This is a genomic window from Vibrio sp. TH_r3 (assembly GCF_033101115.1).
GTDB lineage: Bacteria > Pseudomonadota > Gammaproteobacteria > Enterobacterales > Vibrionaceae > Vibrio.
This window is the reverse complement of sequence record NZ_JAWMPW010000067.1, coordinates 1-844: the sequence shown is the minus strand read 5'-3', so window position 1 is coordinate 844 and position 844 is coordinate 1. Positions and strand designations below refer to the sequence as shown.

Genomic DNA, 844 nt, shown 5'->3' with positions numbered 1-844 from the left:
TTAGTGCAGAATTTAAACTTGAGGCTGCCCAGTTAGTTCTCGATCAAAATTATACGATTGTTGAAGCAGCTCAAGCGATGAATGTGAGTAAATCTGCTTTAGGTAAATGGGTTCGTCAGTTAAAAGAGGAACGTGAAGGAAAAGCTCCGCAAGCGGCTCCTCTTACTCCTGAGCAAATTGAAATCCGTGAATTGAAAAAGAAACTTGCTCGTCTTGAAGAACACAATGATATTTTAAAAAAGGCTTCCGCTCTCTTGATGTCCGACTCTCTGAACAATTCTCGATAATCGAGAAACTCAGGAAGAGCTATAGCGTTAAAACGTTATGTTACGTGTTCAATGTTCATCGAAGCAGTTATAAATATTGGCGAAATCGGCCCAGTGATGTAAGCCCTGAAAAGATTAAATTACAATGCTTGATTAGAGAAGTTCATGCCGCCAGCAATGGCTCAGCAGGGGCGAGGAGTATCGCGGATATGGTGACGAATCAAGGTACACCATTGAGTCGTTATCGAGCTTCAAAGTTGATGAAGAGCTTAAGATTAGTGAGTTGCCAACAACCAAAACATAAATATAAAAAATCGGGCTCAGAGCATATAGCTATCCCTAATCATTTAGATCGTCAATTTACAGTGACGACTCCAAACAAAGTTTGGGTTGGAGATGTAACGTTTGTGTGGACAGGAAATCGATGGGCATATCTCGCGGTAGTCATCGACCTATTTTCGCGTAAGCCTATTGGGTGGGCGATGTCTTTATCACCTGATAGTAAATTAACAGGTAAAGCACTTTCAATGGCCTTTGAATCACGAGGCCAACCTGAGAACATTTTGTTTCACAGTGAT

The 844-nt window shown here is 41.2% G+C and carries 1 pseudogene; it reads left to right on the top strand.

The features are described from left to right. Positions 1-844: pseudogene (locus R3X26_RS18770) on the top strand (IS3 family transposase); the annotation flags it as partial.